General features: G+C 66.4%; 20 protein-coding genes. 7 read left to right on the top strand and 13 right to left on the bottom strand.

Features of this window, described 5'->3' with window-relative positions:
• Nucleotides 1-12: 12 nt before the first annotated feature.
• Both EYZ64_RS06580 and EYZ64_RS06570 read right to left on the bottom strand, forming a co-directional pair.
• The gene (locus tag EYZ64_RS06580) at nucleotides 13-1,047 is read right to left on the bottom strand and encodes a patatin-like phospholipase family protein (RefSeq protein WP_135452746.1); all 1,035 of its coding nucleotides are present in this window, start codon (nucleotides 1,045-1,047) and stop codon (nucleotides 13-15) included.
• 212 nt (nucleotides 1,048-1,259) lie between these two features.
• Nucleotides 1,260-1,952, bottom strand: coding sequence for a TetR/AcrR family transcriptional regulator C-terminal domain-containing protein (locus EYZ64_RS06570; RefSeq protein ID WP_135452745.1), 693 nt, complete (start codon nucleotides 1,950-1,952; stop codon nucleotides 1,260-1,262).
• A 283-nt stretch (nucleotides 1,953-2,235) separates the two neighbouring features.
• On the opposite strand from EYZ64_RS06570, the gene EYZ64_RS32335 reads away from it, so the two are divergent.
• Together EYZ64_RS32335 and EYZ64_RS06565 are read left to right on the top strand one after the other, a co-directional pair.
• On the top strand, nucleotides 2,236-2,370 hold the full coding sequence (locus EYZ64_RS32335) for a hypothetical protein (protein WP_268952471.1): 135 nt from the start codon (nucleotides 2,236-2,238) through the stop codon (nucleotides 2,368-2,370).
• A gap of 128 nt (nucleotides 2,371-2,498) precedes the next feature.
• A complete protein-coding gene (locus tag EYZ64_RS06565) occupies nucleotides 2,499-3,671 on the top strand; it encodes an FAD-binding domain (RefSeq protein ID WP_135452744.1) in 1,173 nt (390 codons plus the stop codon).
• On the opposite strand, the gene EYZ64_RS06560 is transcribed toward EYZ64_RS06565, so the two are convergent.
• The 4 genes from EYZ64_RS06560 to EYZ64_RS06545 form a co-directional block, all read right to left on the bottom strand.
• Nucleotides 3,668-5,008: a cytochrome P450 gene (locus tag EYZ64_RS06560; protein ID WP_135452743.1), complete on the bottom strand. Its 1,341-nt coding sequence runs from the start codon at nucleotides 5,006-5,008 to the stop codon at nucleotides 3,668-3,670. The genes EYZ64_RS06565 and EYZ64_RS06560 overlap by 4 nt on opposite strands.
• 85 nt (nucleotides 5,009-5,093) lie before the next feature.
• Nucleotides 5,094-6,254: a cupin domain-containing protein gene (locus EYZ64_RS06555; protein ID WP_167857733.1), complete on the bottom strand. Its 1,161-nt coding sequence runs from the start codon at nucleotides 6,252-6,254 to the stop codon at nucleotides 5,094-5,096.
• A 94-nt stretch (nucleotides 6,255-6,348) separates the two neighbouring features.
• The gene (locus EYZ64_RS06550; RefSeq protein WP_135452741.1) at nucleotides 6,349-6,663 is read right to left on the bottom strand and encodes a hypothetical protein; all 315 of its coding nucleotides are present in this window, start codon (nucleotides 6,661-6,663) and stop codon (nucleotides 6,349-6,351) included.
• A gap of 178 nt (nucleotides 6,664-6,841) precedes the next feature.
• On the bottom strand, nucleotides 6,842-7,054 hold the full coding sequence (locus tag EYZ64_RS06545; protein ID WP_135452740.1) for a hypothetical protein: 213 nt from the start codon (nucleotides 7,052-7,054) through the stop codon (nucleotides 6,842-6,844).
• 476 nt (nucleotides 7,055-7,530) lie between these two features.
• On the opposite strand from EYZ64_RS06545, the gene EYZ64_RS06540 reads away from it, so the two are divergent.
• Nucleotides 7,531-8,193: a sensor domain-containing protein gene (locus EYZ64_RS06540; protein ID WP_135452739.1), complete on the top strand. Its 663-nt coding sequence runs from the start codon at nucleotides 7,531-7,533 to the stop codon at nucleotides 8,191-8,193.
• A gap of 38 nt (nucleotides 8,194-8,231) precedes the next feature.
• Nucleotides 8,232-8,960 carry a glycoside hydrolase family 25 domain-containing protein gene (locus EYZ64_RS06535; protein WP_286174660.1) on the top strand — a complete coding sequence of 243 codons (729 nt, stop codon included), beginning with the start codon at nucleotides 8,232-8,234 and terminating at the stop codon, nucleotides 8,958-8,960.
• Nucleotides 8,961-9,156: 196 nt separating this feature from the next.
• Here EYZ64_RS06535 and EYZ64_RS06530 read toward each other — a convergent pair whose 3' ends face one another.
• From EYZ64_RS06530 to EYZ64_RS06515, 4 genes are all read right to left on the bottom strand, one after another.
• The gene (locus tag EYZ64_RS06530) at nucleotides 9,157-10,260 is read right to left on the bottom strand and encodes a fatty acid desaturase family protein (RefSeq protein ID WP_135459852.1); all 1,104 of its coding nucleotides are present in this window, start codon (nucleotides 10,258-10,260) and stop codon (nucleotides 9,157-9,159) included.
• 130 nt (nucleotides 10,261-10,390) lie between these two features.
• On the bottom strand, nucleotides 10,391-11,869 hold the full coding sequence (locus EYZ64_RS06525) for a glycoside hydrolase family 130 protein (RefSeq protein ID WP_135452738.1): 1,479 nt from the start codon (nucleotides 11,867-11,869) through the stop codon (nucleotides 10,391-10,393).
• Nucleotides 11,866-12,843, bottom strand: a complete 978-nt coding sequence (locus tag EYZ64_RS06520) for a glycosyltransferase (RefSeq protein WP_135459851.1) — start codon at nucleotides 12,841-12,843, stop codon at nucleotides 11,866-11,868. Before EYZ64_RS06520 ends, EYZ64_RS06525 begins: the two co-directional genes overlap by 4 nt.
• 38 nt (nucleotides 12,844-12,881) lie before the next feature.
• Nucleotides 12,882-14,015, bottom strand: a complete 1,134-nt coding sequence (locus EYZ64_RS06515; protein WP_135459850.1) for a glycosyltransferase — start codon at nucleotides 14,013-14,015, stop codon at nucleotides 12,882-12,884.
• A gap of 568 nt (nucleotides 14,016-14,583) precedes the next feature.
• Between EYZ64_RS06515 and EYZ64_RS06510 the strand changes: the two genes are divergently transcribed.
• A complete protein-coding gene (locus tag EYZ64_RS06510; RefSeq protein ID WP_135452737.1) occupies nucleotides 14,584-15,264 on the top strand; it encodes a sensor domain-containing protein in 681 nt (226 codons plus the stop codon).
• 12 nt (nucleotides 15,265-15,276) lie between these two features.
• On the opposite strand, the gene stpK7 is transcribed toward EYZ64_RS06510, so the two are convergent.
• Nucleotides 15,277-17,076 carry a serine/threonine protein kinase StpK7 gene (gene stpK7, locus EYZ64_RS06505; protein ID WP_135452736.1) on the bottom strand — a complete coding sequence of 600 codons (1,800 nt, stop codon included), beginning with the start codon at nucleotides 17,074-17,076 and terminating at the stop codon, nucleotides 15,277-15,279.
• Between the two features lie 248 nt (nucleotides 17,077-17,324).
• Between stpK7 and EYZ64_RS06500 the strand changes: the two genes are divergently transcribed.
• A complete protein-coding gene (locus tag EYZ64_RS06500) occupies nucleotides 17,325-19,700 on the top strand; it encodes a lysylphosphatidylglycerol synthase transmembrane domain-containing protein (protein WP_135452735.1) in 2,376 nt (791 codons plus the stop codon).
• A 375-nt stretch (nucleotides 19,701-20,075) separates the two neighbouring features.
• On the opposite strand, the gene EYZ64_RS32000 is transcribed toward EYZ64_RS06500, so the two are convergent.
• Entirely contained in the window at nucleotides 20,076-20,225 is a 150-nt protein-coding gene (locus EYZ64_RS32000) for a molybdopterin-binding protein (RefSeq protein ID WP_353653667.1), read from the bottom strand.
• Between the two features lie 433 nt (nucleotides 20,226-20,658).
• Here EYZ64_RS32000 and EYZ64_RS06495 point away from each other — a divergent pair, with 433 nt between their 5' ends.
• Nucleotides 20,659-22,608, top strand: a complete 1,950-nt coding sequence (locus EYZ64_RS06495; protein ID WP_135452734.1) for an SNF2-related protein — start codon at nucleotides 20,659-20,661, stop codon at nucleotides 22,606-22,608.
• Here the strand turns inward: EYZ64_RS06495 and EYZ64_RS06490 are convergent.
• Nucleotides 22,592-23,713 carry a DUF7159 family protein gene (locus EYZ64_RS06490; protein ID WP_135452733.1) on the bottom strand — a complete coding sequence of 374 codons (1,122 nt, stop codon included), beginning with the start codon at nucleotides 23,711-23,713 and terminating at the stop codon, nucleotides 22,592-22,594. The two genes, EYZ64_RS06495 and EYZ64_RS06490, sit on opposite strands and share 17 nt — an antisense overlap.
• Nucleotides 23,714-23,749: the final 36 nt, after the last annotated feature.

The raw sequence follows: 23,749 nt of genomic DNA, 5'->3' as shown, positions 1-23,749 counted from the left end.
CGAACTCCTCGGTCAGCGCCGATTCACCCGATGGGCCCGGCGGAAGCGGTCCAGGTAGGCCGGCCAGTCCCAGGTGGACAGGAACTCCGTCGTCGCCGCGTAGCCCTTCTCGTACAGGGCTTCGGCCTCATTGAGGGTGATGTCGAAGTCGAGCACCCCGACGTCGGTCGAATCCACCTGGATCGCACGCACCTTCACCCACGGCTGGCTGAGGTAGGCCTGGTCGTGGCCGACCAGCATGGTGGTGATCAGGCTTTCCAGAAAGGTCGGGCGGCCGAAGCGCAACATGCCCAACCCGGGGATGAGTTGCTCGGCCGTCGGCGCGGGCAGGTACGGCACCACCGTCACCCCGAACGTCGGCCAGCGCGGCTCGGCGCCGTCGGGACGGTCGAAGGTGTCGATCGGGAAGTTCGACAACACCCCGCCATCCACGAGCGTGCACGCCTGCCCGTCAGCGGTTTTCAGCGTCACCGGGTGGAACAGGAACGGTATCGCCATCGAGGCCCGCACCGCGTCGGCGACGAGTTGCTCGTCGGGGTCCAGTCCGTAGACTCGCCGGTAGTCCCACGGCAGGCGCACGAGTTGCCCGGTGGTCACGTCGGTCACCGTGACCGTCAGCCGGTAGCGCCGCTCGGGCAGTAGGTTCTTGTCGTCGATGGCCAGATCGCCAAAGGTCTTGACGCCCAGATTCTTCAGCTCGCTGCGGATCCAGTCGTACGCGAAGTCACCGCGATAGATACCGGTCTCGCACAGCAGGCCCCACGCCGTGCCCAGCACCGGGATGCGCTCGATCGGCCCACTGTCGCGAAACTTGCGGTACGGCACGCTCAGCGCCAACTCGCGCAGTTGGTCACTGGTCAACTCGTTACTATGCACCGCCGCGGCCACCACCGCGCCGACCAGTGAGCCGGCCGAGGTGCCCGAGATCCGCTCGATCGCGTATCCCGCGTCCTTGAGCGCGACGACGGCGCCCACCAGGCCAATGCCCTTGACCCCGCCCCCGGAGAGCACGAGGTCGGCACGGTGCGGGGAACGATTCGCAGCCATAGCCCCAGCTTGGCACGCCTGCCTGACAATCAGCCGCAGATCGCGTGACGCATGGCGCGTACTTGTCGGTGGCGGTTTGTACGTTCTCCTGTTCGCCTGGCGTGGGTGCCGGCACGCATCGAACTGCATGACTCGATGTTCTCGGGCGGGGTCACGGTGACCCTGACGCCGTAGCACTCTTGCGTGAGGACCACCCCGACCCCGGACAGTCCTCAGCTGGGGTGTGAGCCCATGGTGGTCTCCAACCCGGTGAACAGCACGTCGAGCCCGCGGTCGAGTTCGGCTGCGCCGTCGTAGGAACCCAGCGCGGAAGCCAGTGCGCGTACCTGTGGGAACTCGGTGATGGACAGTCGGTGCAGACCCAGCCGCAGCACATCGTCGGGCTCCTCTGGCCGTTCGACGACCTCCTGCAACTCGGTGAGGATGTGGCCGTGCAGGTAGCCGAAGAGCATTCGGTAGATATGCAGGGCATCGGTCCCGGAGAATCCGGCCGCCGTCAGCAGCGTCAGGACGTCCTCCAGCGGCCGCAGCATTCCCGGCGGACGCTGCCCCAACGGGGTGGCGAGCGGACGAGTTACCATCAGCGGCACCACATTTGGGTGCGCCAGAGCCAACTGCCGAAAATCACGCGCCACCGTACGGAGCTGGCCGACCCAATCGGGATCGGCGGTGTCGACGCGCAACTGGCCGATCACCATCTCGGTGACACCATCGAGCAAAGCGGCCTTGTTGGGCACATGCCGGTAGAGCACGGCAGGATCCCGGCCGACCTCCTCACTGAGCCGGCGCATGGACAGGCCGTCGACACCGTCGCGGTCCACAAGACGAAGGGCAGCCTGCAGGATCACCGAACGGTTTATCTGCCCCTCCACACCACGCCGTGCCGCGGTCGCCTGTTTGACCATCGTGACGACTCCTCCACCTGACTGGGGAGCGCCAGATTACATCGCATGCCCACAACGGAACGTCTACATCTTGACAGCAGCCCGAACACTTCTCCACGGGCCCGGTTGGTTTCGCGCACGACCGCCAGATCGCACCCTTGTCGCAAGCTCGATCAGTACTCAAGTCAACGCGCTCCGATAAGCACTGTCAACAGTGTAGGCATACATCGTTGCGGTTGCGGTGGACCGCGCGTAGGGTCGAGCCATCGGGACCGCACAGGCCCCCGAGTCAAAGGGGCCAACCATGGCTGACAAGTCGCCACGCCAGAGCATGACCAAGAAATCGGGCAAGTCGCTCAAGGAGAAACGCGCGGCCAAGCGGGACAAGGCAGTCGACGCGCACTCGACCGAGGAAGTCCTACACCACAAGAGGCGCTGAGACTTCGCCAACGCGGCTCGCCAGATAAGCCAGGGGGTAGGAGGGGCCCGGACGTACTCAACGTCCGGGCCTTTCGACGTAAAGGCGCGGCATGCCCGAAACCGCCGCTCACGTAGCATCGAATCGCTATGCGAATCGCCATCAGTGGGGCCGGGGTTGCCGGGGCGGCGCTGGCACATTGGCTGCACCGCACCGGCCACATCCCCACACTGATCGAGCGGGCGCCGGCGTTCCGCACCGGCGGCTACATGATCGACTTCTGGGGCATCGGCTACCGGACGGCCCGGCAGATGGGCATCGAGTCGGCGATCCGCGAGGCGGGCTACGACGTGCAATCGGTGCACTCGGTCGGACCCGATGGCACGACGCGCGCGGCACTCCGCGTCGACGTGTTCCGGCGCATCATCGGCAATGACTTCACCAGCCTGCCGCGCGGTGATCTGGCTGCGGCGATCTACCGCACGATCGAGGGCCGCGTGCCGACCGTGTTCGGCGACAGCATCACCGGCATCGATCAACGCCCCGGCGGGGTGCGGGTGACGTTCGAGAACGGCCCGGCCGACGACTTCGACCTCGTCATCGGCGCCGACGGCCTGCACTCCAACGTGCGTAGCCTGGTCTTCGGGCCCGAGGAGCGGTTCGAGCACTACCTGGGCTGCAAGGTCGCCGCCTGCGTGGTCGACGGGTATCGCGGCGGGACTTCGGATGCCTATCTCACGTACAGCGTTCCGGGCCGGCAGGTCGGGCAGTTCACGTTGCGCGGCGACCGCACCATGTTCCTGTTCGTGTTCCGTGACGAGCACGATGACCACGGCATGACGCCAAAAGAGCAGTTACACAAGCAGTTCGACGATGCGGGCTGGGAATGCAGACAGATCCTGGCCGCGGTGGACGGCTTCGACGACCTCTTCTTCGACGTGGTCAGCCAGATCCGGATGGAGCGCTGGTCAGATGACCGGGTGCTGCTGATCGGTGACGCGGCAGGCTGCATCTCGCTGCTCGGCGGCGAGGGCACCGGGCTGGCTATCACCGAGGCCTACGCCTTGGCCGGGGAACTCGCCCGCGCCGACGGCGACCACCGCCGCGCCTTCGAGAACTATCAGTCGCTGCTGCGGCCGTTCATCGAGAGAAAGCAGGCTGGGGCCGAACGGATGCTCGGCTTCTTCGCCACCAGAACAAGGTTCGGGTTGTGGTTCCGCAACGTGGCGCTGCGGGCGATGAACCTGAGCCGCCCGGTGGCGGGCCTGTTCACCGGCAGCGTGCGCGACGACCTCGACCTGCCCGACTACCGGATCGACTAGCGGCGGGCCGACTCCGCCCGATTGCCCTCAACCTCGAACGGCTCCCGAACCGCCCGCACACAGATCCGCGCCCCGCGGTGCGGGACCAACGTCACGTGCTTCACGCGCTGCTGCTCGCCGGCAGCTGTGGTGGTGAAAAGGTCCACCCGGCGCAGGATTTCGCGCAGCACGACCCGCAGTTCGACCATCGCGAACGTCGCGCCCAGGCAGCGACGGTTGCCACCACCGAACGGGAACCAGGTGGTGGGGCCGAGCGCCACGCCGAGCATCCGGTCCGGGTCGAACCGGTCGGCGTCGGGATACACGTCGTCACGTTCGTGCACCAGGCCGATGCCGGGCGCCACCATCACCCCGGTCGGCAGTCGGTAGCCCGCCAACTCGACCGGCTGCTTGAGCACCCGGCCCACGTCGAACACCACCGGCCGGATCCGCAGGGTTTCCTTGGCCACCGCGTCGAGGTACTCGTCATCGCCGTCGCGCGCGGCCCGCACCGCCTTGTCCAGCACCGCGGGATGACGGGTCAACCGTTCCAGCGCCCACGACAGTGCCGTCGCGGTCGTCTCATGCCCGGCGGCCAGCAGGGTCATCAACTGATCGCGCAGCTCACGGTCGGTCATGGTGTGCCCGCCCTCGCCGGCGGATCGCACCAGCATGGCCAGCACATCGGTGCGGGTCGCGACCTCTGGGTCAGCCCGCCGGTCAGCGATCTCGGCGTACAGCAGCCGGTCGGCCTCCTCGACGTTGCGCTGCAAGGCCCGCCACGGGCGCCGCTGCCGCAGGCCCGGGCTGGCCAGCGCCAGCGTCTCCCAAGGGCCGACACTGAGCAGCCGTGGCATGACCGACCGCAACGCGGCCAGCCGGGCCGGATCCGACGCCCCGATCACGGTCCGCAGGATGACCTCAAGGGTGATCTCGGCCATCTTCGGGGCTACCGGGAAGGAAGTGCCCACCGGCCAGCCCGCGATGTTCGCGGCGGCGATCTCCGTCATGATCTCGGTCTGGCGGACCACCGCGTCGCGGTGAAACGGCGGGAGCATCTGCCGCCGGCGTTCGTGGTGTTCATCCTCATCGATCACCAGCACCGAGCTGTCACCGAGTAGTGAACTCAGCACCGAATTTGCTTCTCCGGCATGAAAGATCGTCGGATCTCCGGCGAACACCACCTTGATGTCAGTGGGGTCTGCCAGATACACCATCGTGCCCATCGCCGCGACCCGCAATGTGAATACGTCGCCGTAGCGGCGCCGGCAGGCCGAAACGAATCGCGGCCAGTAACGCAACATCAACAACGCCTGCACCAAAGGGGGCAACGGAGGCCCCGGGGGTAACCCCACCATGCCTCCACCCTACGAGCCGTTGCCACCTGTTGCTGCGGATACCGACGCCGTGATGCTGGAGCATGCGATTCTCCGGCCGCGACCGTCAGGCATCGATCGTCAGGAGCCCTTCCCGGACAAGACGTTTGACCAGAACCAGGCGGCCCGGATCGTCCAGATTCCCCGGTAGGTCCTGCGGGGTGAAGGCACCGGTGCCGCGGATGAATTCCAGGTCTTCAGAGACGAATTCCGGCATCCGCAGCGTCTTGCCGTGGAAGGTCAGCTCAGCCTTCCCGCCGGCGACTGCGAAGGTAGACGGAGTCGGCCGGCGCCGCACGCGGGTGTCGAGCCGCAGGTCAGGCGTCGCGGTCAGATCGACCAGGTGCCTGTCCAATGACGCCCCGGTTCGACGGGCTATCACCGCAGCGGCGTTCTCGATCATGTGCGGGACATCGACGTGCGGGCCGAAGGTCTCGATCAGGCCAGCCAGTCGACGCTCGGCGTCCACCCGCGCTTCGCCGCCACAGGCGAAGCCCACCGGAAGCGATTCCCGCAGTTGCGGGTCCCGCTCGATGGCCTCCTCCATGGCCGCGAGCAACACGAACGCCCATGTGATCGGCCGGACGCCCACGGTCAGATGCAGCGATGTCGAACCGACCGACACCGCGTCGTGGCCGAAGCCCCGCGGGATGTAGATGGCATCTCCCGGGTACAAGTCGACCTCGGCGATCAGATCGCTCTGCGTCGCGCTGACGGGTCGCATCTCCTGCCCCGGCAAGGGCAACCTCACGGCTTCGTTGAACAGACGCCAATGCTTGACGCCGGCGATCTGAAGGACGAACACGTCGTGAGTGTCGTAGTGGGTGTCGAGCCCTTGTTCGTCCGGCGGGGTCAGGTAGGCATTGACCTGGAAAGTAGCGGAAAGCTCAGCCGCCAATGCCCGGCAGAGACGGGCCAGTGAAGATACCCGCTCCTGCAGGAACTGCAGCGCAATGGTGCATCCCTGTTGAAACTGCCCATAGGTGTCCTCGACGTACCCCGGGCTCCCCACCGACACTTCGTCGCCTTTGCGCAGAATGCGCAGACGTGGAGATCTCAGCGGCAACGCAAGGAGGTCGTCGAAACCCGCGAGCGTCATCAAATCGTGGTAGTAACCGGGCTCCTCACGTTTGATCACCAGAGGCGACTGCTCCCAGTGCCGACGTTTGAAGTCTTCGGGGCTGAACGGATGGATCAGACTCGCCAAAGTCAGCTCGGTATCAGTCATCGAGTTCTCCTCGAACGGATCGTGAACGGAGTGCATGGCGGCAACCCCTCGCTGCCACCATGCGACCGCTGGTCAAATCGATTGCGCTGCCGAGCTAATGCGGAAGATCACCGCCGTGTTCAGGACCACCGTCGTTGAAAGCGTCGGTGCCGTCGTCGTTGTCGGCCCAGAACGGATCTTTGTGTCGGCGTTGTGATCGGGCCGCGCCGGTGGTGACCACCATCTTGTCGAGGAGAGCTGAGCTCGGCACAGTGAAAGTCACTGCCACCGACTCGATGTCACCGTCTCCGAGGGTGGCACGTTGCACTGTGAACGTCGTTTCCTCGGAGGAGCTGAACTTCTTGCGCAACCGGTCGGCTTCCTTCTGGACAGGGTCGACGGCCTGGTGAGTATCGGATTTCTCGGTCATTTCAGGCACTCCTACTGGGCTGTACCGTGGCCCTCCACGGCATGTTCGGTTCCTGCATTGCGATGCTCACACCGAACTGCCCGGCGGCAATAGAGTAGTGCGCTACTCGTTCCTGGGCGGAAGGCCGCACAGCCGGAAGCCCGGACGCTGGCTGCGTCCGGGCCCCGCCTCCCCTGGCCTACTTGGCGTGGTTGTTCTGGTGGTGGTGATGAATCGAGGACCCGGGCTGCGGCATGTTGTGCTGGTTCGGGAAAGCCTTGTGCGAGCTGACCGACGGGCCGGTGTTGGCGACGGAAGCGTCGGCGTGAGCGGTGGCGGCGCCCAGGGCGATCAACGCGGGGGCGGCGGCGAGGGCGAAACCGGCGGCGATGCGGCGGGTGATGGTGCTCATGTCGACTCCTTTGTCGGATAAGGCTTTTGGTGTTTTTGTCCGGTGTGTTCCGGCGTTGAAATAAGAATGCGCCGATCTGATCCGCGGCTGTATCGACCGACCGGCCCCTCCACCGGACGAATCCCGTGTCCCCCGATCGGGGGAACGAGCAGGCTCGCCGGCGCGCGTGCGAGCTGCGGGCTGCGGGCTGCGGGCTGCGGGCTGCGCCGTTTTCTACCCCCGGGTCGTGGCAACTCGACCATCACGACGCGGGCGTAGAAACGGGCGCGAACATCCGACAGAGCAGCTCACCGATTTCCACCCACGGGTCGTTGACTACGCAGACGAGCAGCCGTGGCGTAGAAAACGACGGCAAGGGAGACCTGCTGGCCGGTGCAAAGGAACGAGCCAGTTGTCACCCACTGGCCACCAAATTGCCGTCTGGCGCATTCCGGGTTCGCGATTAGGATCAGCAAACAGATCCAAGGGGGGACCTGATGGGCATCGATCTCAAGGCGGCCGGCGTCACGCTGTGCGCGGTCCTACTCGCCGCCTGCACCCCGACCGTCCCCGGCTCCGACGGCACTCACGTCGACGTCCTGGGCAGCATGATGGCGAGCGAATCCGAGATCAACACCGTGATGAACGCCAAGGTCCGGCCCAAGACCGCGCTGCGCAGCCCGATGACCAACGCCAACTACGAGCCGCTCTCCCGTCCGGAGTGCATCGTCGTCATCGGCAACGGGATGGAGTGGGTCTACGGCGACAGCGGCTACAAAGAGTTCCGCGAGACCCAGCTCGCCGACGACGCCGACGATGTGGAAGTCGACCAGGCCATCACCAGGTTCGACACCCCCAAGGCCGCCGAGGCCATGGTGGCCCGCACCGTCGACATCTGGCGCCGCTGCGGCGACGACACCCTGACGTTCAGCTACGACGGCGGCGAGACGCGGGACGCCCGCCGGATGGCCGTCCCGACCGTGCTCGACGGTGTCAACATCACCCACGACGACCCGACGGATGTCACCGACCGCATGACCCACCGCGCGATCCTGGCTGTCGACGCCTTCGTCGTCGACCTGCGGATCAGCGGCTACACCATCAACGACCAGCAGACGGTCCAGCTGGCCAAGATCATTGCCGGCCGCAACGCACTCTGACCGGCCTACGCTGGTCACAGAAGTGCGAGGACGACGACATGACGAGCGATGTGGTGAATCAAAGGGTCCCGAAGACCCTGCGTTCCCGGTGGATCGTGCGCAGCGCCGCCGTCATCACCGACACCCTGTTCGCCGACGTCTCCGAGTGGCAACGCCCGGTCGACGACACGTACCCGTACCAGGTGCTGTCGATCCGGGTCAGCGACGGCACCTACCGCGACCACAATTTCGCGGCCAACTACGCCTGGATGCGCAGCGCGTTGGATTCCGGGCGGCTCGTGTTCGGCATCGTCTACACCTACTGCCGGCCCAACTGGCAGGCCAACGCCGACACCGTGCGCTCGATGATCGAGGCGAACGGCGGGCTGCACCCCCGCGTCGCGCTCATGCTCGACGTCGAACAGGGCGGCAACCCGCGCGGTGACGGGTCGGATTGGATCAACCGGATGTACTGGAACCTGGCCGGGTACACCGGCAACCGTGCCCGCATCATCGGCTATGGCAACGTGGGCGACCTGAACAACATGTGGCCCACCAAACCCAGCGGCATCAGGCTCATCATCGCGGCGTACGGCAGCAATCCCGACTATCCCGGCAAGGTCGCCCACCAATACACCGACGGGCGCGGTTTCAGCCCGGGATTGCCGCAGGGCGCACCGCCGTTCGGCAGCTGCGACATGAACTCGGCCGACGGCCTCAACCCGGTGCAATTCGCCGCGGCCTGCGGTGTCTCTACCCCATCGCCGGATGGCACCGAGCTCGTCTGACGGGCACGGTCAGACGACATCGAAACACACTGCACCACAATGGATTACAATCGGTCATCCGGCCACGTTGACACGGCTCCCACAACGGCGTGTACTGGGGGTACAGGGCGCGCCACCCGATGATCGACAGCTTCTCCCTGTTCGACCACCAACGGCACAGGGACTGCAGAAGTGAAGTTCCTTTTCGGGATCCCGGTCAGACGGGTGGCGCAGCTCGAAACAGTGATCGCCACCCCGCATTGGGCAGTGCGAGTTTGAAGATCGTCCGCAGCGTCTGCAGATACTGGCGGGCCAGAGAACCGCTGGTGTAGGGCAAGTTGTACTTGTCGCACACGTCGCGCACCCGCACGCTCACCTCTGCCATTCGGTTGCTCGGCAGATCCGGGAACAAGTGGTGCTCGATCTGATAGCACAGGTTTCCACTTGAAAATGCCAGCACCGGACCGGCTTTGAAGTTCGCCGCACCCAGCATTTGTCGCAGGTACCACTCGCCGCGGCTCTCCTCCTGCAACGTTTCCGGGCCGAACCTCTCCGCGCCGTCGGGGAAATGACCGCAGAAGATCACCAGGTACGCCCACAGATTGCGCAGCACGTTCGCACCCAGATTCGCGACGAGCGTCCGCTTCCAGCGCCGCAGGCTCAGCGCCGGCAGAATGATGTAGTCCTTGGTGAGCTGGCGCCCGATCTTGGCGCGCAACAGTGCTCGCGCGGCGTTCTTCCCGTCCTCGGTGTCCGCCCGGTCCCGGGCCGAGTAGAAGTCGTGTAGCGCGATTCCCCACTCGAAGATCATGGCCAACAACACATTTCGCAGTGGTTGCACCAGGTGCTGAGGTTCCCATTGCTGGTCACGGCTCATCCGCAGGATGCCGAAGCCGAGGTCGTCGTCCACGCCCAGCACGTTGCTGAACACGTGATGGTGGTAGTTGTGCGAGTAACGCCACTGCGCAGACGGGCCCACCATGTCCCACTCCCAGGTGGCGGAGTGAATCTCGGGATCGTTCATCCAGTCCCACTGACCGTGGCCGACGTTATGCCCGATTTCCATGTTCTCGACGGATTTCGCGTAGGCCAGCGCAGCCGTCCCAGCCAACAGGCCGGTCTTCGACCGGGTGCCTGCGATCAGCAGCCGTGCGACCACCTCGAGCGCCCGCTGGAACACGATGGTGCGCCGAATGTAGGCGGCGTCCCTTGCCCCCAGCGACTCTTCGATGTCGCTGCGGATGGCGTCGAACTCGGCACCGATCGCGTCGATGTCCGCACGGCTCAACTTCGCGTACGCCGCAATATCCCTGATTGTCAGAATTCCCGGTCCGTCTGTGTACGGCGGCATAGTCCGGGCCACCTGGATGAAAGTACTTTCAGCCTAAGGGGTGATACCGATCCCTGCCACCACACCAGGTCGAGCACCCGTGACCGGTGCCCATGCTGCGCTATGCGCGCAATGCGCCCAGCAGTTCGGGCAGGGGAACGGTGGCGATGCGGATGGCGGAGTCACCGACCCCGAACGGCAGCACCAAGGTGCCGGCGTGCACGAGCGCGCCACAGGAGTACACGACATTGGGCACGTAACCGTCGCGTTCGTCGTCCGCCGCACTCAGCAGCGGTTCGGTCAGCCGACCGAGAATCCGGGTTGGATCGTCGAGGTCGAGCAGAAGGGCCCCGATCCGGTAGGTGCGCATCGGGCCGACGCCGTGAGTGAGCACCAGCCACCCATCCTCGGTCTCGATGGGTGGACCGCAGTTTCCCAGCTGGAGCGCCTCCCAGGCCTGTGTCGGCCGCTGGCACGGCAACGAGCTCGTCCACACCGCCGGGTGGTCCGAATAGGCGATGGTGTTCGATTCCCGGTCGGATCGCGACATGGCCGCGAATCGTCCGCCGATCCGGCGCGGAAACAGGGCAAGTCCCTTGTTCGCGGCGGCCCGTCCGACCATCGGCACAGAAGTGAACGACCGGAAATCAGTGGTCGCAAGAAGCTGTTGGCTGATCTGCGAGCCGCTGTACGCCGTGTAGCTCGCGTAGTACCTGACCGCACCGTCGTCGTCGACGAACCGCACGAACCGCGCGTCCTCCACTCCGGCGGCTTCAGCACTGGTAGCGGGCCACAGCACGCGTTCGGAGAGTGCGGTATCGCCGGAGAACTCGACCCCGTACGCGCGGTCCGCGATCGCTCGGATCGACGCGATCGTCGCCGGTGCATGCCTGCGGGTGCTGCGATGTCGCTGCAACTGCTCCAGCCGCTCATCCAGGTCGGCACGGGTGAACCGATCGCCGAGCGCATCGAGCACATAGTCGGACGCCTCGCCGCCATCGTGCAGCCAGGCCAGCTCGCTGCGGAACACATCCGCATCGAGGAGTGTCGGCACGGTCGCACCGGCGGAGGCGAACGGTACCGGGTCGTCGACCACGACGCCGCCGTCATCGTCCACGGTGCCGGTCCGGAACCCGATCGAAGACCGGTGCCCCTCCCCGATCCCCCGCACACTCATCACGAATCTCACACTGCCTGTGGCGGTTCCGGATTGGTCCGGGTGCACGACGATACTGGGGTTGCACAATGCGGCACCCTCGATCGCGTATTCGTTGGTGAACACCGCGCCGAGCAACAACATTCGAGACTCGGACAGTTTCGAACCGGAAGCGAGCCGGTCGGCCAGTTCGGCGGCGTGACGCCGGAACGTGTCGATGAGGCCGCGGTGGCGATCACCGTATCCGAGAAGGACGTCGTCCAGCGCCGACAGCACCTGGGTCTCGTCCAGATCCAGGATCCGGGTGAGGACCTTGCCCGCCCGGGATTCCTGATGCTCGAAACCCTCCTGACCCGGTACGAACAGCTGCGTGATCACCCGTGAATGGTCAGCTCTCAACCACTGCGGACTGCGCGTGAGGGCTACCGGCCGGATCGACGTCATGGGGTGACATGAGAAAAGCGTTGCGCCTGCAGAAAAGTCGAGAGCGCCGCCAGCGTCGACTCGGCACCCTGGTTGCGGTTCACCCCATCGGCGTGCAACCCGTCGAATCCGCCTCCGGTCTCGGGATCCCACATCAGCTCGCCGATGTCGTTGGCACCCTGAAACCAGGCGGCAGCGGCCCGCACGGTTTCCGGCCAGATGGCGCTCGGATCAACAGCTGCGGCGCGGGCACATGCATCCGCCAGTGCAGCGACCTCGATCGGCTGCTGGTCGAATCCCGGTCGCGGGTCATCGGCACCCCAGCCGCCGGCGGGTGTGACCGACAGGTGATCGTCGGCCGTCTCGCGCTCGACCAGCCATGCCAGCAGGTCCAGGCCCCGGTTGTACAGCGCCGAGTCGTCGATCGCGACGCCCGCGGCAATCATGGCCTCGGCGAGAACCGCATTGGCGTAGGCGAGTCGCGGTTCGGGCCAGGGCCAGGCCGGGTTACCGGTGGGCGCGGGGATACCGGCGACGTAGTCGGTGATGAGTGCGAGGGCGGCACTGTGCCCGGGTTGGGCGGAGAGCAGCTCAGCCGCTCCCAGCACAGCGAACGCCATCGCCCGTGGCCATATCGACCGCTGCTGCGCGGCACGCTTGAACTGGATGACCGCCATCTGGCGGACCATGCCGACATCACTGTGCGCAGCCGCGGTGCCCAGGCCCCACAGGCAGCGGCCCCAAGAGTCCTCCAGCGCCGGTTCGTCGACCCACGTGCCGGTGCGGTCCATACGGTTGTGGCAGGCGCCGGTGAGCGTCTGCGCCTCGTTGAGGAAGCGCATCGCCACACCCGCCAGACGGTTCAGGTCACTGTCGGGGCCGGGTGCGCGGGTGGCGACGATCAATACGCGCGCCATATCGTCCGTGCAGTAACCGTTTTCGGCTCTCGGTTCAGCCAGTCGGGCATGTTCGAAGGTGCCGCTGCCGTCCGTCATCCGCAGCAGGTGGTCGAACCGCGGAATCGGCAGGTCGGTCACTGGCGTTCCGATCGCTTGGCCAGGATCTGCCGTGCCACCGACTGGTACGAATTCGCGACGACGGACCACGACATCGCGGGCGCCAGCCGACGAGCCTCGGCGGCCATCGCGCCGGCGAGGCGCGGTTGGGTGAGCACGCTGCGCAGGGCGGCGGTGAGCGCCTCCGGATTCCCGTGCTCGACCGCAATGCCGGCCCCACTCCCGAGTAGCTCGACGGCATGCGGAAAGGCGGTAGCGACAACAGGCCGCCCATGGGCAATCGCGTCGACCAGCACCCCGGACGTGACCTGCTCGGTCGAGTCGTAGGGCAGTACCACCACAGCCGCGGCCCGGAGCTGAGCAGTCAGCGACCGCGCATCGAGGTAGCCGGAGTCGAAGTGCACTGCGTCGGCGAGGCCACTCAACCGTGCCTTCTCGATACAGAAGTCGCGGTACTCCTCACCATCGGCAGCCAGCACCTTTGGATGGGTCTGGCCGGCCACCAGGTACCGTGGTCGGCCGTTGAGCTGATGCAGCTCGCCCATTGAGTCGATGACCCGCTCGATACCCTTTCCCGGCCCGAGCAACCCCCAGGTCAACAGGGTGGGTCTGCCGCCGCGCTTGGTCTGCGCGGGTGCCGGGACCATCGCACCGTGCGGGATCGTGGTGACCTTGTGTCGGTCAACGTGGAAGCCGAGACACAGTCGCCGGTGGGCCGCCTCGGACATGACGACGACCCGGTCCGCCAGCGCCGCCACTACCTCGAGTAGTGAACGCTGGTGGGGCGTCGGATCTTTGAGAACGGTGTGCACAACGACGATCGACGGGATGTCGAGGTCACCGATGATGTCGACAATCTCGTCGCCGTCCAATCCCCCGTAGAGGCCGTACTCGTGCTGGATGACGGCAATGTCGTTGTGATTGAGCAGATCCGAACTGGCAGCCATCGATGCCTCGGATCCGTTGACCAACTCGCCGACCACCCGACCGTCGCCGGACGGCGAACCATCAGAGACTCGAACGACACTCACATCCGCACCGGTCGCGGACAAACCGCGCGTGAGCGATGCGCTGAACGTCGCCAGACCGCAAGGAGTCGGCGGATACGTGCTGAGGATCCCAACCCTGAGAGAGTCGGGATAGGCGCGCACCGCGGTAGGGCCCGCCGGCAAGTGCAGAACGGACGGAGCACTCAAGATGAACCCGACATGATCTGGGCGCGAAGCACTTCCCCGGCGGTCAAGGCCGCGATTGAAACTTCTGAATCGTCAGCGCTTTTCGGCTTTGACGGCCCCATGTCTGCGTGATTGCCGATTACCCGCGGCTCGGTGATGTGCGTAATGACTGCCCTCGCTTCGGCTCGCGGCCGACATCTCGGGCTACTCCGAGCACGTCAAGACCGACGTGAATGAACTGAACCGAATTTCGCGATACCGCAGGAAAACTGATTGCTCTCCGCTAGCGCTTGGATCGATTGTGCCTAGTGACGGGATCCGGGCCAGAACCCTAGTCAACGCTGCACCACAGGCATTGTCAACTGCACGGGTCCGCCTTGCCCGGAACTGGCATCACCCGCGATACCGCTTCCCGGGATCGAATATGGGCACTCCCCCTGGTGCTGCTGTGACCCGTGTGATTGCGGATGTTCAGCGCATCCTCGAACGCTGCGCCCGGCCCCTCTGACAGATTACGATCAGCAAACACGGGCAAGGGGGTCAGATGGACGTGCAACGAGTGGTCGTCCCCGTCATCGCGGCTATCGCGCTGGCGGGTGCCGCCCTCAGCGGGTGCAGCACCAAGCAAACCGGCGACGACGGCAGTCCACATGTCGACGTCCTCGGCAGCATGCTCGCCAGCGAATCCGAGCTCAACACGATCCTGGCCACCACAGGGCTGCGCTCCAAGACCGCACTACGTCAGCCCGCCAGGCTCGACGCCGACGAGCACGCGTCGCGGCCGGTGTGCCTGGCTGTCATCGGCAATGCCATGGACGAGGTGTACCGCGACAGCGGATTCCGGCAGTTCCGCGAGTCCCTGTTCGCCGACGAGGGCGACGACCTGGAGGTCGATCAGGCCGTCACGGCCTTCGATACCCCCACGGCCGCAAAGACACTCGTCGCCCGCACGGTGGACACCTGGCGGCAATGCGCCGGGGACAACCTTACGATCAGCTACGACAGCAATCGCCGGCCCAGTACCTTCGTGCTCGGCAACCCGAGCGTCGTCGACGACATCGACGTCACCAATGAGCAGTCACCGACCAGCCCGCAGCAGGGCAGCCGCCGAGCGATCCTGGCCGTCGACAACGTCGTCGTCGATGTGCGGATCACCGGAACCAACCTGACCGACGGCCAGGTGGTGCAACTGGCCAAGGCCATCGCCGGCCGCAACGCGGTCTGAGATCCAAAATCCTTAGTGGAAGGCACCATTGATCACCGGCTGGGTGATCATGCCCTTCTCCACGCCCCACATGGTGGCGATCGTGCGGTACTCCCCGGTGTTCATCACGTGCTCCAGCGCCAGCCGCAGCGACTCGGCCAAACCGGACCCCTTGGCCACGGGCCAGCCGTAAGGCGCGGAGTCGAACACCTCACCGGCCGGCTCCAGCGCACTGCCGCTGAGCTTGATTGCGAATCCCGCGACGGGTGAATCGGCGGTCATCGCGTCGACCTCGCCGGCGATCAGCGCGGCCGTCACCTCGTCCTGATGGGTGCGCACCACTTTCTCGATGGGCGGCAGCCCGGCCGCCACGCAGGCATCCGATTTGGCCGGGATCTCCTGAGTCTCCTGAATCGTGCTGTACGCCACGCCTACTCGCAGCCCGCACGGGGATCCGGGATCGGCCGACGATCCGGCCCGCCGCGCCCACAGCGTGCCCGCCTGGAAGTAGGTGACGAAGTCGGCCTCTTTCTCGCGCTCGGCGGTGTCGGTGATCGAGGACATCCCGACGTTGAAGTTGCCGTCCTGAACCGACGGCAGAATCCCCTCGAAACCGGTCTCGCGGAAGTCGGGCACCAACCCCATCGTGCGCGCGACGGCCTTCATCAGATCGATGTCGAACCCGACGATCTCGCCGCTGGAATTCTTGAACTCGTTGGGCGCGTAGGGCACATTCACCCCGATCACCAGTCGCCCGGAGCCGCGGATCCCTGACGGCACCGTCTGCGCGATCTCGTCCACCGCACCCGTCGGCACCTGCACCGGACCGGACCCGGCTGAACCGGCCACATTGGCAACACGGCCCGAACCGTCATCGCGCAGCTGCCACACCCCCACCGCGCCCAGCGCCGCCACCAGAACGGTCGCTCCGGCGATAACAGCCACCTTCTTGGACACCCGCGCCCGGGTCGGAACCCGCTGTGCCGAATGGCGCCCCGACCGCCCGCCCGGGCGCACGGGCACCGCCGACGCGGCGCGCGCCGCAGCTGCCAGATCCCCAGCGGTCTGATAGCGCTTGGACGGCTTCTTGGCCATGCCCTTGGCGATCACCTCGTCGAAGGCCGCCAGGCGCGGATCCTTGTCGGACGCCCGCGGCGCCGGGGACACCATGTGCCCGGCGATCTGCTGCTCAAGACTGTCCCCTGGATAGGGCCGCACTCCAGTGAGGCATTCGTAGAGCACGCACGCCAGTGCGTAGATGTCCGAGCGCGGATCGGCCTTCCCGCCTTCGAACCGCTCCGGGGCCATGTACGCCAGCGTGCCCACCGTGCTGCCCGCGGTGGTCACCCCCACGTCGTCGGCGCAGCGAGCCAACCCGAAATCGATGAGATAGACGAAGTCGTTGTCAGCGATCAGGATGTTCGACGGTTTGACGTCCCGATGGACCAGCCCCACCCGGTGGGCGGCGTCGAGCGCCATTCCGACCTGCTCGACCATGCTCACCGCAGCAGCCGGCTCCATCGGCTTCCCGGTGTTGGCGAGCATGGCGCCGAGGTTGCGTCCCTCGATCAGCCGCATGTCCAGGTAGAGCCGGCCGTCGATCTCGCCGTAGCCGTGGATCGGCACCACATGCGGATCGTTGACCCCGGCCGCGGCATGCGATTCCTGCCTGAACCGCTCCTGGAAAGCCCGGTCCTGGGCCAGGTGCGGCGGCAGAACCTTGAGCGCGACGACGCGATCGGTGTCGGAATCGTAGGCCTGGTAAACCTCACCCATCCCGCCCCGACCGATCAGCTTCTGCAGCTGATAGTGCCCGAATGGGGTCGAATCCACCGTTCAACTCCTCCGGAGCGGCCAATTCGGCGTCGGCATGTCGATCGAAGTTACATCACGTTTGCCGCATGCGTCGCCCTGGATCACAACGCGCGAGCAAAAATTGTCGCCCTCGGTGACGAATGAGACCGATGTGAATTCGTAACGGTCCAGATCCCCACCAAATGCCGATATCCGCATCCGATCCCGCTACTTTGGTCGCGGGCTTTGATAGCGGGTCTCGATAACCGGCTGGGAAAGGGGGAACATTGCGCGTTGACGGACGGGACATCACTGTCACCGGCAGCCTCCTGCAACCGCCGACCCGTCGCACCAACGACATCCTGCGGCTGACGCTGGCCGCGATCTTCCTGGCCACCGTCATCACCAGCTCGCTGATCACCCGCTACGAGTGGGTGGCGCTGGAGAAGTCGATCTCCGAGATCGTCGGCGTGCTGACGCCCACCCAGTCCAACCTGGTCTACCTGGCGTACGGCATCGCGATCCTGGCACTGCCGTTCGTGATCCTGGTCAGCCTGGTCCTGGGACGCCAGTGGAAACTGCTCGGCGCCTATGCCGCCGCGGCCCTGATCACCATGCTGTCGCTGTCGATCACCGCCAACGGCATCGCCGCGCCCAGATGGCATTTCGATCTCTCGGACCGGCTCAGCTCCCAGCTCTCGCAGTTCCTCGATGACCCGCGCTGGATCGGCATGCTCGCCGCTGTCCTCACCGTCTCCGGGCCGTGGCTGTCACGCCGGCTGCGCCGCTGGTGGTGGACGCTGCTGCTGGCATTTGTCCCGATCCATCTGGTGGTCAGCGCCGTCGTGCCGGCCCGCTCCCTGCTGGGCCTGACCGCGGGCTGGTTCGTCGGCGCCCTGGTGGTGTGGCTCGTCGGCACCCCCGCCCTGGAAGTCCCGCTCGACGGCGCGGTGCGCGCGCTGGCCCGGCGCGGGTTCGTCGTCTCGGCGTTCACCGTGGTGCGCCCGGCCGGCGCCGGCCCGTTGACTTTGACCGCGCAGTCGCCGGATCCCGACTCCAGCGCCATCGTCGAGCTTTACGGCCCCAACCAACAGAGTGGCGGCGCCGTACGGCAGGTGTGGCGCAAGCTACGGCTGCGCTCCAATGAGACCGCGCCCCTGCAGACCTCGATGCGCCGCGCCGTCGAGCACCGGGCCTTGATGGCCATCGCCATCGGCGACCTGGGCCTGGCGAGCACGTCGACCATGTCGGTGGCGGCGCTGGACCGCGGGTGGACGCTCTACGCACACAACCGCAAACGCGGCATCCCGCTGGACCACAGCACCGAAGAAACCACCGTCGGTCGCGTCTGGAACGCGCTGCGCACCCTGCACGACCACCAGATATCCCACGGCGACCTGTGCAGCAACGAGATCACCGTCGACGACGGCGCCGTGCTGTTCGGCGGGTTCGGCAGCGCCGAATACGGTGCCACCGACGCCCAATTGCAGTCCGACATCGCGCAACTGCTCGTCACCACCACGGCGTTGTACGACGCGAAGGCGGCGGTCACCGCGGCGATCGATGCGTTCGGCCGCGACACCGTGCTCACCGCATCACGCCGGCTGACCAAGGCCGCGGTGCCGTCCCGGGTGCGCGACGCCGTTCCCGACGCCAAAGCAGTGATGGCCGCCGCACGCGATGAGGTGAAACGCCAGACCGGTGCCGACCAGATCCAGGCCGAGACCATCACCCGGTTCACCCGCACCCAGGTGATCCAGCTGGTGCTGCTGGTGGCGTTGGTCTACGTGGCCTACCCGTTCATCAGCACGGTGCCGACGTTCTTCTCCGAACTGCGCACCGTGGACTGGTCGTGGGCCCTGCTCGGGCTGACCGTCTCGGCCCTGACCTATGTCGGCGCGGCGGCCGCGCTGTGGGCATGTGCCGACGGGCTGGTGAGTTTCCGCAACCTCTCGATCATGCAGGTGGCCAACACCTTTGCCGCCACCACCACGCCCGCGGGCGTCGGCGGCCTGGCACTGAGCACCCGGTTCCTGCAGAAGGGCGGGCTGAGCACGACGCGTGCCACCGCGGCGGTGGCCCTGCAGCAGTCGGTACAGGTGATCGTGCACGTGATCCTGCTGATCTTCTTCAGCACCATGGCCGGGGCCTCGGCCGACCTGTCGCATTTCGTCCCGAGCTCCACCGTCCTGTACCTCATCGCCGGGCTCGCACTCGGGCTGATCGGGGCGTTCCTGGCCGTGCCCAAACTGCGGCGCTGGCTGTCGTCCTCGTTGCGCCCCAAACTCAAAGAGGTCACCGACGACCTGGTCAAACTGGCCCGCGAACCACAACGGTTGGCGCTCATCGTGTTGGGCGCCGCGGGCACGACTCTCGGCGCAGCCCTGGCACTGTGGGCCAGCGTCGAGGCGTTCGGCGGAACCACCTCATTCATCACCGTCACGGTCGTCACCATGGTCGGCGGCACCCTGGCCTCGGCAGCCCCCACCCCCGGCGGTGTGGGCGCGGTCGAGGCGGCCCTGATCGGTGGTCTCGCGGCATTCGGCGTGCCTGCCGGGATCGCAGTGCCGGCGGTGCTGCTCTACCGGGTGCTGACCTGCTGGTTGCCGGTGTTCATCGGCTGGCCGGTGATGCGCTGGCTCACGAAGAACGACATGATCTGAGGCTTTCGCGTGTTGCCCGGCGGGATCGGCGTGTCGCGGGCGGGACGGGAGTGCCGAGTTGCCCGGCTATCAGCGACTTTTCAGCGACAATCGCCACATCCACACCGTGAGCACCATGTGCCGCGCGCCCGAAGTGAACTTGTGCCACTCGAATGCATACCAGTTTCATTCGTCACAGATTTCGAGGTGCCCGGTTATCAGCGACAGTGTCGCTGATACGCGGGCACTGGACCAGTGAGACTGATGAGGTCAGCGGTGCCGGATTGGCGAAAACGGTCAGCGACAATGGGTTTGACGAGCTAGGAGTTAGCCGTGTGGCAATTGTCGCTGAAAAGTCGCTGACAGGCGGGCACATCGATCAATCGTCCGAATCGGCTAAATCGGCATGCGGTAGCCGAAATACTCGTGGTCCTCGTTGTACCCACCACGGCCCCAACCGACTTCACGGAAATCAGACACGAATTCGACCGCCTCGATCCACTTCACCTGTTTGAAGCCGAGCTCCAACTCGTTGTCGACGGCCATGCCCCGACCTCCTAGAAACAGTGCGCATCACAGAATCCACGGGAAGGCCCCGTACATCGGGAACGCGTCGACGAACGACGGAGAGTCGTTGATCTGCGCATTGCCGGGCGAGATGCACTCACTGCCGACGTTGGTGGTGGTACACGACTGCGGCGCCGGCGCAATGTGCTGACTGCCATCGGCACTCCCGCCACAGTGGCTCCCGCGAGGGGCGCGAGGATGATCGACGTCGCGGCGCCGGCCGCAGCCAGCGCGGCGGCAGAGATTATTCGCATGATCCGCACCTTCCATACGTTTATGTACGGTCACCTCAAGCTATCGCTGCGACCTGGGCATTCCCCGTGGCGAAACTGAGCGGAGGCGAGATTCCGCCGAAGAATTCCCGACATTCCGTGCACCCGGCCACCGAGGTGAGGTGCCATGATGATGAGTCATGGACGGCGCCGATCTCACCGAGTTGATCCGCCATGCCGACTCCGCGCTCGCCGGTGTCGGCAAACTCCGCGCCGAGATCGCCGACCGTATCCGCGCCCGCACCGACGAGGTGGTTACGCAGACCCTGCACTCGGCGCCGCTGCAGCACCTGCGCCCGTATCTGGCGCCCGGCGCGCGTCTCGGCGGGCTGGCCAACTCCGAGTACCGCAGGGTCGCCGACATCCACACGGTGCCCGCCCGGCTGTTGACCCAGGTTCCCGGCGTCGACATCGAGGCCGCGCAATCGGTGCAGGCCGCAGCCCAGGCCATGGCCGACCACATCCGCACCACCACCCGGCCCCGGCTGCGCGCCGGGGAGGACACCGAGCTGCTGTCCTCGCTGCTGACGCTGGCCGAGACCGACGTGCCGGTCAAGCAGTTGCGCCGGCTGATGCCGCGGCTGCGCAGCCACACCGCGTCGGATCCGCTGCTCGAGTCGGCGCGCGGACTGCTGGACCGCATCGACGATGCCCACCACCACGACGGCGACGTGTGGGCACACTACCGCGCCGACCCTCGCCCCATCGACCAGCTTCTCAGTGAATTCGCCTCCGGGACAACCGATGTGGATGCAGCCCAGGGATTCGTCGGGGCCGAGGTGGCCGTACAGGTCGAGCAGACCCCGTTGAACCGATCACTGCTGCGCACCGAATTGCGCGGATACCAGGAATTCGGCGCCCGCTACGCGCTGGCCCGCGAGCGGGTGCTGCTGTGCGACGAGCTCGGCCTGGGCAAGACCCTGCAGGCCCTGGCGATCGTGGCACACCTGGCCGCCGCCGCACAGCTACGCCACACCCTGGTGGTGTGCCAGCCCAACACCGGAATCCATTGGGCCGCAGAGACCGCCAAGCACACCGCGCTGCGGGCAATCGAGATCCGCGGCAGCGAACGCGATGCGCGCCTTGAGGATTGGAAGACCTCCGGCGGTGTGGCCATCGTGTCCTACAACACCCTGCAACGCATCAAACTGCCCGAACGCCCCGGGCTGGTCATCATCGACGAGGCACACCTGCTGCGGGACCCGAAGTCCGACCGGTCCCGGGCCGTCCGCAACGTGCTGACCTCCGATAACCGCGTGCTGTTCCTGTCCGGCGTGCCGATGCACCAGCGGATCGGCGGTTTTCGCCATCTCGCCGACTTTCTGCAACCCGACGTCGCGGGCAAGGTCGCGCCCAACGCCGGCGAACGCGGATCGATCGCCTTCCGCCGCGCCGTGGACCGGGTGTACCTGCGACGGGACTACCGCGATGTTGTCGACGAACTGCCGGTTCGGATCGCCACCGAGGAGTGGGTGCGACTCAGCCGAGCCGACCGTGAGCGCTACCGACAGTGCGTCTCCAGCGGAAACTTCAGCGCGATTCGGCAAGGCGCCTGGCCGTCGGGCTCACCGACACCGGGAGCCAAGCTGGACCGGCTCATCGAACTCACCAACGAGGCCCACATCAACGGCGCCCGGGTGGTGGTGTTCTCGCATTTTCCCGCGGTACTCGAGGTGATCCGGAAAGCCCTGCCGGGCAACATCTTCGGACCGGTGGACGCGTCGGTACCCGATCAGCAGGCCGTCGTCGACGCGTTCGCAACCGACCGCGGCCCGGCCACCCTGTTGGCCCACATCGGGGCCGGCGCGCTGGACCTGCGCCGGCTGAATGCTCCGGTGGTGTTCATCATCGCCGAACCCCAGTGGCAGCCGCGCACCGAGCGGCAGGTGATCGGACGCACCCAGCGGCTCAGCGAACTGCACACCGTGCGGGTGTACCGGCTGCTGGCCAGGGGCACCGTCGATGAGCCGATCCGTCGCCTGGCGCAGCATCCCGAGCAGGCCCCACCACATCAGGACGAGGTCGTGCGAGCCGAGCAGGCCCGGCTGGCCCGAGCGGGGCTGACCGCCAAGTTCAGTGGAACCGGTTGATGATCGGAATGCGCTCGATGATCCGGTCCCGCAGCCGCGGCTGCGGGTAGGTCACCGGCGGGGGAACATACGGCGGCGGTGCATAGACCGGCGCGGGTGCGGGCGGAACGTAGGCGGGCGCGGGCGCCGGGGCCGGAGCTGCCGGGGCCGGCGGGATCTGGGCGGGTGGCTGGTGTGCCGGCGGATTGGCGGCCTCGACCGCCTGAGCCGGCGGCGGAGCCGCGGGGGCCGGTTTGACGGCGGGCTTGTCGACCGGCTTGTGCACCGGTTTCGGTGCCGGCCCGGCAGCGGGCGCCGATTCCTGGATTCCAGCGGCGTGCGCGGTTTCCGATACCGCGCCCGGATGCAGGTGCAGCCCGATGGCGGCTGAGGTCGCGACGACGAGCGTCACCAGTGCCCCGCCGACGACCGACGACAATGCGCCGACCTTGGTCCAGTGCACCGCCTTGGCCGGTGTGGCCGCGGTGTTCACCGCGAGCGCCGCCGCCAGTCCTGCGCCCCGCGCAAACGCCAGATCGGATTCGGCCGCGGTGATCACCGCAGTCGAGACGGAATCGGCCAGCTCCGACACGATCGGACCGCAGGCGTCGGAGCCCAGGACGAACATCGCGCTGATCGGTCGGCCGGTCAGCGCCAACAGTCCGGTGATGTCGGCGACGAACGTGTCGGACCGCTCGATGCGGTCGGCACTGACGTCGTCGGGGGTCACGATCGCCACCACCGCGGCGTCGGGTTCGACGATGCACACCGCGATGTCGTCGTGCTCGGTGATCTCGGCGATGCCACTGGCCAGCATCCCGGCCGCCTCGATCTCCGAGACCGCGAAGACATTTCCGTAGCCGCGGTTATCCAGAGATTGCATGATGTGACCGGCCAGTGGCGCGGCATCATTCGTCCACGTCACGCCGATGGCATGGATACGGTGTCCGCCGTCGAGTTCGGTGTCGTCCACCAAGCCCCGCAGCAGGCCGTCGGGGTCATAACCGGCGACATCCTCGAACGAGATCGCGCCGCGATCGAGCGGACGCCCCTCGCCCGTCGTCCCTTCGACGAGCACCCACCGAACGGCTCTCGAAGTCATCGCGAGGCCGAGCACGAGATCCATACCGATCCCCCGATCTGCCTAGTCAGTCGTTGATCA

This window comes from Mycobacterium sp. DL99 (assembly GCF_004762045.1).
GTDB lineage: Bacteria > Actinomycetota > Actinomycetes > Mycobacteriales > Mycobacteriaceae > Mycobacterium.
The sequence above is the reverse complement of the archived record's forward strand: the minus strand, read 5'-3'. Positions and strand labels throughout refer to the sequence as shown.